9 protein-coding genes and 1 pseudogene are annotated in these 9,019 nt (G+C 43.5%); 7 read left to right on the top strand and 3 right to left on the bottom strand.

Going from position 1 to position 9,019, the window contains the following annotated elements; genetic code table 11:
* Window positions 1-189: 189 nt before the first annotated feature.
* Both F6J94_RS24935 and F6J94_RS24930 read right to left on the bottom strand, forming a co-directional pair.
* Entirely contained in the window at window positions 190-771 is a 582-nt protein-coding gene (locus F6J94_RS24935; RefSeq protein ID WP_293045091.1) for a Uma2 family endonuclease, read from the bottom strand.
* A gap of 6 nt (window positions 772-777) precedes the next feature.
* Window positions 778-1,488 carry an SOS response-associated peptidase gene (locus tag F6J94_RS24930; protein WP_293045088.1) on the bottom strand — a complete coding sequence of 237 codons (711 nt, stop codon included), beginning with the start codon at window positions 1,486-1,488 and terminating at the stop codon, window positions 778-780.
* A gap of 199 nt (window positions 1,489-1,687) precedes the next feature.
* On the opposite strand from F6J94_RS24930, the gene F6J94_RS24925 reads away from it, so the two are divergent.
* Entirely contained in the window at window positions 1,688-1,921 is a 234-nt protein-coding gene (locus F6J94_RS24925; protein WP_293045085.1) for a hypothetical protein, read from the top strand.
* On the opposite strand, the gene apcB is transcribed toward F6J94_RS24925, so the two are convergent.
* On the bottom strand, window positions 1,902-2,411 hold the full coding sequence (gene apcB / locus F6J94_RS24920; protein ID WP_293045082.1) for an allophycocyanin subunit beta: 510 nt from the start codon (window positions 2,409-2,411) through the stop codon (window positions 1,902-1,904). The genes F6J94_RS24925 and apcB overlap by 20 nt on opposite strands.
* A gap of 852 nt (window positions 2,412-3,263) precedes the next feature.
* Here apcB and glnA point away from each other — a divergent pair.
* From glnA to F6J94_RS24890, 6 genes and pseudogenes are all read left to right on the top strand, one after another.
* The gene (gene glnA, locus F6J94_RS24915; protein ID WP_293045079.1) at window positions 3,264-4,685 is read left to right on the top strand and encodes a type I glutamate--ammonia ligase; all 1,422 of its coding nucleotides are present in this window, start codon (window positions 3,264-3,266) and stop codon (window positions 4,683-4,685) included.
* Window positions 4,686-5,037: 352 nt separating this feature from the next.
* Window positions 5,038-5,937 (top strand): ferritin-like domain-containing protein, encoded by a 900-nt coding sequence (locus tag F6J94_RS24910; RefSeq protein WP_293045076.1) that lies wholly within the window; start codon window positions 5,038-5,040, stop codon window positions 5,935-5,937.
* 262 nt (window positions 5,938-6,199) lie between these two features.
* Window positions 6,200-6,703 carry a YbjN domain-containing protein gene (locus F6J94_RS24905; RefSeq protein ID WP_293025864.1) on the top strand — a complete coding sequence of 168 codons (504 nt, stop codon included), beginning with the start codon at window positions 6,200-6,202 and terminating at the stop codon, window positions 6,701-6,703.
* Between the two features lie 92 nt (window positions 6,704-6,795).
* Window positions 6,796-7,611: a lipoate--protein ligase family protein gene (locus F6J94_RS24900; protein WP_293045073.1), complete on the top strand. Its 816-nt coding sequence runs from the start codon at window positions 6,796-6,798 to the stop codon at window positions 7,609-7,611.
* Between the two features lie 559 nt (window positions 7,612-8,170).
* Complete coding sequence (locus F6J94_RS24895) at window positions 8,171-8,419, top strand: response regulator (protein WP_367142267.1); 249 nt, start codon at window positions 8,171-8,173, stop codon at window positions 8,417-8,419.
* Window positions 8,420-8,529: 110 nt separating this feature from the next.
* A pseudogene (locus F6J94_RS24890) lies at window positions 8,530-8,655 on the top strand (ISAs1 family transposase); the annotation flags it as partial.
* Window positions 8,656-9,019 lie beyond the last annotated feature (364 nt).

Below are 9,019 nucleotides of genomic sequence, written 5' to 3'. Positions count from 1 at the left end.
AGAGCTATTGGATTCAAATAATACGTACCTAGCTCGGGATGAAGTTCTGTTAGTACCGTCGTGAGATTCTTGGCGACGTTGTTGTTTTAGTTTTGATGCACGACCCATAGCAGACCTCTAAAAAACTAGTGTTGAATTTTTAAAAAATTATCATTCCGGGGGCAAGTGATTATTGACAAAAGCAGAATCCTAGGTTGACCAAAGATAGTGCAAATCCAAGACAAACCCAGGCAAAACCTCCTCCCCTGATAAAGTCTTAGGAGACTCCAACACCTCCACCACTTGTCCTGGTCGATAAATTTCCACTTGCCGTGCTTGAGGATTAATTAACCAGCCCAGACGTACCCCATTTTTTAGATATTCCTCCATCTTGGCTTGAGTCACCGTTAACCGATCACTTGGAGACATTAATTCTACCACAAAATCCGGGCAAATCGGTGGAAACTTCTGGCGTTGCTCTGGTTTAAGTGAATCCCAGCGTTGTTGTTTAATCCACGCTACATCCGGAGAACGGTCAGCACCATTAGGGAGTTTAAAGCATGTCGAAGAGTCAAAAACTTTACCTAGCTTAGTTCGTCGATTCCAGAGCACAAAATCAGCATTTATTTCTGAATTATAGTTACCAGTTTCTACCCCAGTAGGTGACATTATAATCACTTCTCCCTTGGCATTGCGCTCAAATTTAATCTCCGGGTTATTTCGACATAACTGATAAAATTGGTCATCGGTCAGTTGGATAATGTAATTAAAATTTACTGTAAAAGCCATCATGGTGATTTAAAATGTAGAATGGTAGGGACTATTGGACTTATTATCAATTTCCACAGGGATGATACAATCAGGACTATTGTTTCTGACATTATTCACAGTAGTGCTAACGGGATAAACACTCATCTTCTGGGCATCATAGGTAATCAGTAGTGGCTGCAATAGCTCCCGTTGACTTACCTGATTATGCAGCCATAAATCATAATCCCTAGGTTCTAATATCACTGGCATCCGATCATGGATCGGACTAATAATTTCATTAGCTACTGTAGTTATAATTGTACAAGAAGCAATTATCTCACCCGCTGGATTTTTCCAACGTTCCCAAAGTCCTGCAAAAGCAAACGGACGCTTATCTTTCATCTGGAAATACAACGGCTGCTTCTTGCCATCCTTTCGTCGCCACTCATAAAAACCATCCGCTACAACCAAGCAACGCCGACGACGGAATGCATTGCGAAATGCTGGCTTTTCTGCTACCGTTTCTGCTCTAGCATTAATCAGCTTTGCACCAATTTTAATATCCTTTGCCCAACTAGGAATTAAACCCCAACGTAACAATTGCCATTGTCGCTCGCTATCGTTTGAGGGGTTTAAGACTGTTGCTACCAGCTGAGTAGGGGCAATATTGTACTTAGCCTCCTCAGTTGGCACATTATCTAAATTAAAAGCTCGCGCTAGGCTTACCCCTATAGTTGTCAGGGTGAATCTACCACACATACTGGCTGGACGTGATTTAGTATTTATGTACTATTTTAAAAGCCAGTTATCCGTCCTGAGTGCTAAAAACTAGCAAGCTTGTATTAAGCGTTCGCGTAGCGTGACCGTAGGTCAATCGCAATTCAATCATTTGTGGCGGTCGGCTCTAGAAGGTTTGCTAGTTTCCTCCCTTCCTGGAGCAGCGTTCAAGTAATAGACCTTGACAAAATTAGCAATTAAATCAGCAATTAGCCGATTCCCGATTCCCGATTCCCGATTCCCGTTCCCCTCCTGGGAGGGGTTAGGGGTGGGTTCCGATTTCCGATTCCCGATTCCCGATTCCCGATTCCCGATTCCCTGCGCGCAGCCCTATAGTACGGGCAACCAGTCCGGTCACCCGTACAACCGTCAACTCTCAACGAACCATCAATGTCTTAAACATCTGTTTCGCTAAACTCACGATTCATGTGGTCAAAGGGCTGATCAACAAATCCGATATTCTCAATACCAGCTTCTTTGGCCATTGCTTTGACCATATCTTTCATAATCTCAATCCCACGAACCGTTGGAGCGATGGGCACACCTAGGGAATTATAAGTTTCCCGCAACCCTTGTAGAACCCGCTCATCCAGGACATTGGTATCACCAGCAACTAGGGCATAACTAGCATAGCGCAGGTAATAATCCAGATCTCGTAAACAAGCAGCATAACGACGAGTCGTATAAGAATTGCCACCTGGACGCAACAGTTCAGGAACTTCCTCATACAGTTGTGCTGATGCTTGCTTGACAATAGAAGCAGCATTGCCATTGATTAAAGTAGCTACAGCCACCCGAGCGGTGCCAGTTTCAAAGTAAGACTTAAGTGAATCGATGGCATCCCGATCTAGGTAGCGACCTGAGCTATCATAATTCCTAATCAAGTTTGTGACTAGATCCCTCATTAAATTATTCTCCCAACAACAATCTTGATAATTTTGATTTAGTATTGGTGTCTTCCCATGATTTAGGGCGAGAACTCAACAGATACAGAGCGCTACACTATGCACTCCACAGGAGTTAAACAGCAAGTTCAATGTTTACTTAACTCCAGACGCTATAATTGGCTGGAGCTAAGCGTATACATATCTTTCATCACTAGATTGTACCCTGTTGCTTGTTGCTTTCATCCTTAATGCTTCTTTAGAATTCGGCGTTGCCCACCATAGATAGGACCGATTAATTGCGCAAGACACTCCCAGAGGGGGGAAACAGGGAAACTAGAACCGACCGACCCAATGCTCCCACTAACCCCATTGCTTATATAGAGGCGATATAGAGGGATTTAGACAAAACCTTCCGTTCACCAGAGCCTAGTCTTGCCATAGTCTCCCTTGCTGAGCAGACAAAGACCTTATCTTGAGCCTTTATGGGAGCCTTTTTGCCAACCTGACTGAGTCTAGAAGTCGAAAATTTAATTTTTTATTCATATGAGATCCGATCATCTTAGGACATTCTGTATTGTTAGATACATAATGTCCTACTTTCTATCCCTAGGATGAGTCAGGAATCAGGGAACTACAACTTTTCACTGTTCAAGGGAAAAGCAAATCAAGATGCTTTTAAGGAAATAGTGCTCCTTGCACCACTCACAAAAAAAGTATCTCCCCACGAATAACTGACTCGGATGCTTACCCAGTCAGTCCTCGGTTTGGGAAAGCTTCAGTGTCGCCAATTTTGGTAGAGTCACTGACTCAAGTAATTTTATAAGGTTGTTTCTTTGTAAACAAACGTAAAGCTGATCAAAGGAGTCATTCATGCCTGAAACCCCACAAGACGTCTTGAAAATGATTCAAGACAACAACATAAAAATCATCGACCTTAAATTCATTGATATGCCAGGGATCTGGCAGCACTGCTCGTTCTACCAAGACCAAATAGAAGAGGATTCCTTTGTCGATGGAGTTCCCTTCGATGGTTCAAGTATTCGGGGTTGGAAAGCAATCAACGAATCTGACATGGCAATGGTTCCTGATCCCAAAACGGCTTGGATCGATCCATTTATGAAAGAACCAACCCTGAGCATGATTTGCAGCATTAAGGAACCGCGTACAGGGGAATGGTACAGCCGCGATCCTCGCAGCATTGCTCAGAAAGCCCTTGACTATCTGAGCAGCACTGGCATTGGGGATACCGCCTTCTTTGGTCCAGAAGCTGAATTCTTTGTGTTTGATGATGTTCGCTTTGACCAAACCGAGAGTCAGTGCTACTACTATGTAGACAGCGTTGAAGGTCGTTGGAATTCTGGTCGAGAAGAAGCAGGTGGTAACCTCGGATATAAGCCTCGCTATAAAGAAGGTTATTTCCCTGTCTCTCCCACAGACACCCTGCAAGACATGCGTACCGAAATGCTGCTGACTATGGCAGAGTGCGGTGTACCCATTGAAAAGCACCACCACGAAGTCGCTACAGGTGGACAGAACGAGTTGGGTTTCCGCTTTGGCACCCTAATTAAGGCTGCTGACGATCTGATGACTTATAAGTATGTCATCAAAAATGTTGCCAAAAAGTATGGCAGAACTGTCACCTTCATGCCCAAACCAATCTTTAACGACAATGGTTCGGGGATGCATACCCACCAATCGATCTGGAAGGATGGAGAACCCTTGTTTTGGGGTGATGGTTACGCCAACCTAAGTAAAATGGCGCTCAATTACATCGGTGGTTTACTAAAGCACGCACCAGCTCTGTTAGCATTTACCAACCCCAGCACCAACTCCTACAAGCGTCTGGTACCTGGGTTTGAAGCGCCCGTGAACTTAGCTTACTCCCAAGGTAACCGTTCAGCTTCCATCCGCATTCCTCTATCTGGCCCCAATCCCAAGGCGAAGCGGTTAGAGTTCCGTTGCCCTGATGCCACCTGTAACCCCTATCTCGCCTTCGCCGCTATGCTCTGTGCTGGTATTGATGGCATCAAGAACGAGATTGAACCAGGTGACTCTCTAGATGTGGATATTTACGACCTCTCTCCAGAGGAATTGAGCAAAATTCCATCCACCCCCGGTTCTCTAGAAGACGCTCTGGCAGCCTTAGAAAAGGATCATGCCTTCTTGACTGAATCAGGAGTATTCACCGAAGACTTCATTACCAACTGGATTGAATTCAAAATAGACAACGAAGTCAATCCCATGCGGTTGCGGCCTCATCCTTACGAGTTCGCACTCTACTACGATGTCTAGTACTTTGTCAATGGTTAACTAAGACCATTAGCCATCCTTAAGGGTGGCTTCTTTATTTATTTGTAACTCTTTATTAATTAATATTTCAGATCGCTCAGAAGTGACGAACACGTCGGACTAGATCTTTGCCGTTTTGAGTACCAAGATCTATAATCAAAGTAGTAGGGAAAAAAATTAAGAGCTAACCGCCACCTACTAATTAAAATAGAAATTTTTTGTATTGTTCCGGTGCGGAGGGGCATCCCGTATCGTTAATAAAGCTTGCCGAGTATCCGAACCGTTGGGTGGAGTTGGCAAGAAGCCCACACTGAACCGATAGGTCAGTGTGGGAATATGTCACCTAATAAAATCTATGACAGTTGCATATCCTCACAAATCAAACAATGGCATGGGTGCCCGTGAAATCCTGCCACATGTGGTACGCGATCGCAAACTTCACCTGGTCATGCTCAACCGCTATCGCTACAACGAACAACACAGTTGCCTGGATCTCACGGATTTGGTAGAAAACCTGGATGGTCAGCCAAAAGAACTGGTGCGGGATCTATCTCATCACATTGCTGACGAAGCTCGTCATGCCATGTGGCTGACTGACCTACTCATGGAACTGGGGGCAGATATTGGTAAGCCCCCTGGAGTGTCCTACATCAAGGAATTTGATCGACTCATCGACCAGGAAAGCTATAAACAACAAGGAAACCTTGAGGATCGGCTGATCCATGGATTGGCAGCAATTAATGTCACCGAAAAACGGGGATGTGAGTACTTCTCAGCTCACATCAAAGCATTGAACGACTCACCAAAAACTGAAGAAAATATTAAGATTCTCAAAACCATTGAACGGATTTTCCCAGAGGAAGTTGGTCATGTCCGTTGGGGGAATCGGTGGTTGGCACAAATTGCCAAGAAAAGCCCAGAACATCGACAGAAGGTCGAACAGGCAAAGCGCCAGTATGTAGCGATAGAACAGGCAGCTTATGAATCTGGTATAGATCTGATGGCAGGTGCTGAACTCCGCCGAATCAATAACTTGCTGGAGGTTGCCAATACCTTGCCAGTGTGGGAACGTCCTCAGTACCTGATCGAGCGCTTACCCCAAACATTGCTAGCCCCTGAACTACAAATGACCAGGATTCAGGTAGCACAAAAGGCTTGGCAGCAAGATCCACAAGGGTTTATAGAAAAATTTGTGCCAATGTTTTTAAAGGGTCTCAATCAGGTATCTAAAAATCAGCAAAAAGCAGTCTCCTAGAAAATTGGTCAAGTAATCAGAAGCTGAGCAAGTGCCTTTGTTAGTGTTTCGATCTCTCAAAGGTAAAATATAAGAAAAGGGTTCAAGGAAAAAGGTTAAAGAAAAATCATCTTTTACCCTTGACCCTTTCCTTTTTGCCTCTCTCACCTAATTCCATGTCTCGACCCTTGATTTAAGAAAATTAATCAACGTGTCAACAAGCATAGCTACAGGTGATACTGGGTCTTAGGCAAACCCCAAGACCAGCACAGAGAAATAGATTATGACAAACCCACAGCCGAATCCTGACACTCTATCTAGTCAAGACTTGTCAATGGCAGAAATCGTTGCCAGTGAGTTCAACCAGACTATGACTGCCGTTAACTATGTCGAAAACATTGAAACGGTCATCTCCAGCCTGGAACAAAACAATAGCGCTATGGTAAGCCACAGTGAAGAAGGCTACTTGTGGAAGTTTCAGTACGGTAGCGTGGAAGTATTCGTCCAGCTCACTGGTTCCACAGATGATGACACCTTTACAGCTTGGTCTTCTGTGATGCATCTACCTGCCAAGGACGAGGCAACATTGATGCGCAAACTCCTGGAAATGAACTGGTATGACACCTTTGAATCCCGCTTTGCTATTGTTGAGGATCAAGTTGTCGTGTTATCCACGCGAACTGTTGCTGAATTGTCCCCAGGAGAAATTTCTCGCGCCATTACCGTGGTAGCCACTATTGCCGATGACAATGATGACTTATTACAAGCTCAGTTTGGTGCCGCCTAGAATCTTCTGATTCAAGTTGATATTACCACACAGGTGAAGGAATAAAGCTTAAAACATACCAGTTAATCAATTAGCGAACAAATCAGCCAACAATGGCATTGTTTCATACTTCAGACTTACCACTTGAGACTTCTGATAGTTCAGACTTACCACTTCAGAGTTCATCCTGGCGTTTAATTCCCTTACTACAGGCATCAGGGCGGCTTCAGATGGCCATTGACCAGTGGCTACTAGCCCAGCACCAACGGGGAAAACATCCCCCAGTATTGCGATTTTATACCTGGGCATCACCAACCATCTCTCTTGGCTACCATCAACGCCGTTGGCCTGAGTTCTGGGAACAACTCACTTGGGCATCACAACCAGTAGAGCTGGTAAAGCGTCCCAGTGGTGGTAGAGCTGTGCTACATCACGGAGATTTGACCTATATGGTGGTTAATTCCGGGTTGACTGGTAAACGTCTTGATGCCTATCACCAAATTTGTGAGTTTTTGATTCAGGGGTGGCGCTCCCTTGGTGTAGAGTTGCACTATGGTTCAGCTGGACGGGGGTATATTCACAATCCCAACTGTTTCGGCACTGCTACTGGTGCCGATTTAGTGTTGGCAGATGGTTCTAAACTGATTGGTAGTGCTCAATTGCGCCGTGGTAATGTGATTTTGCAGCATGGCTCAATTCGCTTAGAACCAGATGCTGGACTGTATACTCACGTGTTTGGGGAAGCGCCCCCTCCCTTTAATCTACCCATGGCTCAACAGGGAGATGCCTTAATAAACATTGTGGTGGATGCCCTAACTCATGCTGCTGCTGATTGTTTTGGTGTGGAGTTGGTAGAGAAGCCTTTATCAAATCAGGAGTGGCAAGAAATTCTGGCTTTGGTAAATAGCAATCAGAACAAATCTGGTTGAACACCCATAGTTAAGGCTGATGGGAAAGCAGACAAGGACAGGTTTTTATCATGGGTAATAATCCAGAAATAATCAGGACTTAAGCAAAAGTAGGTAACAAACTCGCTTATGTCTGAAATTACTCCAAGAAACAACTTGGGCGTGATGACTTGTAAGCTCCGAATCTTGTTCCAAGCCAAATATCATCCTGGCTCGTTTCTCAATCTTTGACAATAACTGCAATAAATCCCACCTCCTGTCAGTATTTTCCCTGAGGGTAAGTTCAAGGTAAGTTTATATAATCCTAAACAAGCACCTTTTTCAGTAATAGCTTCAAGTATGAACCAGCACAGATGAATCAGGTTACCCATTTTTTTTTCCGGCTTAGGGTTTGCTAACTTTAATAAGTTAACTCATTTATCCAAATCAATTGATAATCACTAACTTTAATCTAATTATAACTCAAAAATATTTGTTTTATTTTAATTAAATTAGGATTAGACATGGTTAAGGGATAATAAATTATAGATATTTTTAAATTTATGAGTAAATCAATTTGTGTTGATAGGATCCTGAAGCAGTGACATACGATCAAGACAAAAATCTCATCTTAGTTGTAGATGATACACCGACAAATTTATCAGTTATATCCCAGGCTTTGCACAATGCTGGCTTTACGGTTGCTGTGGAAACAGATGGTGAAAGTGCGATTGAACAAGTTAACTATAATCAAGCAGATCTAATTCTATTGGACGTAATGATGCCAGTAATTGATGGATTTGAGACTTGCAAAAGACTAAAGGCAACAGGGCAAACGCATCTAAATTAGATTTAAAAATAAGCAAAAATGTGATAAAAAAAAACCAGGTTAAGTTGATCACAAAATATGATATCATGACTTCATGACTAATTTTTAATAACTCGTTGGCGTGTCTGACAAGTGCATGGTCTGACTCTCACCAATTAGTCTTAGGACAACATAAAGTTAAGGATAAATCTAAGGAAATTACCGCTATCCCTCAATTACTAGAAATGCTATCAATTGAGGGAAGCATAATTACTATAGCAATTCTATAACTGGTGAGGTACAAATATCTAGGTTTTAGGGAGCAGGGAGCAGGGAGCAGGGAGCAGGGAGCAGGGATTAGGAACCCACCCCTAACCCCTCCCAGGAGGGTAGGGCTGTTTCATTCTGGCCAAAAATAGATGGGGAGATGGGGAGATGGGGAGATGGGGAGAATTTTGGACGAATAGTCGTGATTTTGGCCAAATTTATCTAACCATACTCAAAAGCCGAATCACGAATTGTTAGTCATTTGAGTTGATTGAAGCCGGCTAATTAGTCAGATTTTAATGACTAAATTTGGGGATTTTTCGGAAAATTTTGAGCTATTTCCCTATCCCCCTATCCCCCTATCCCCCTATCTCC

Source organism: Moorena sp. SIO1F2 (assembly GCF_010672755.1).
Lineage (GTDB): Bacteria > Cyanobacteriota > Cyanobacteriia > Cyanobacteriales > Coleofasciculaceae > Moorena.
The sequence above is the reverse complement of the archived record's forward strand: the minus strand, read 5'-3'. Positions and strand labels throughout refer to the sequence as shown.

Coding starts and splice junctions, on each gene's coding strand:
- glnA (WP_293045079.1), top strand. CDS start 3,264: ATGCCTGAAACCCCACAAGACGTCTTGAAAATGATTCAAGACAACAAC.
- F6J94_RS24900 (WP_293045073.1), top strand. CDS start 6,796: ATGGCATTGTTTCATACTTCAGACTTACCACTTGAGACTTCTGATAGT.
- F6J94_RS24910 (WP_293045076.1), top strand. CDS start 5,038: ATGACAGTTGCATATCCTCACAAATCAAACAATGGCATGGGTGCCCGT.
- F6J94_RS24935 (WP_293045091.1), bottom strand. CDS start 771: ATGATGGCTTTTACAGTAAATTTTAATTACATTATCCAACTGACCGAT.
- F6J94_RS24905 (WP_293025864.1), top strand. CDS start 6,200: ATGACAAACCCACAGCCGAATCCTGACACTCTATCTAGTCAAGACTTG.
- apcB (WP_293045082.1), bottom strand. CDS start 2,411: ATGAGGGATCTAGTCACAAACTTGATTAGGAATTATGATAGCTCAGGT.
- F6J94_RS24930 (WP_293045088.1), bottom strand. CDS start 1,488: ATGTGTGGTAGATTCACCCTGACAACTATAGGGGTAAGCCTAGCGCGA.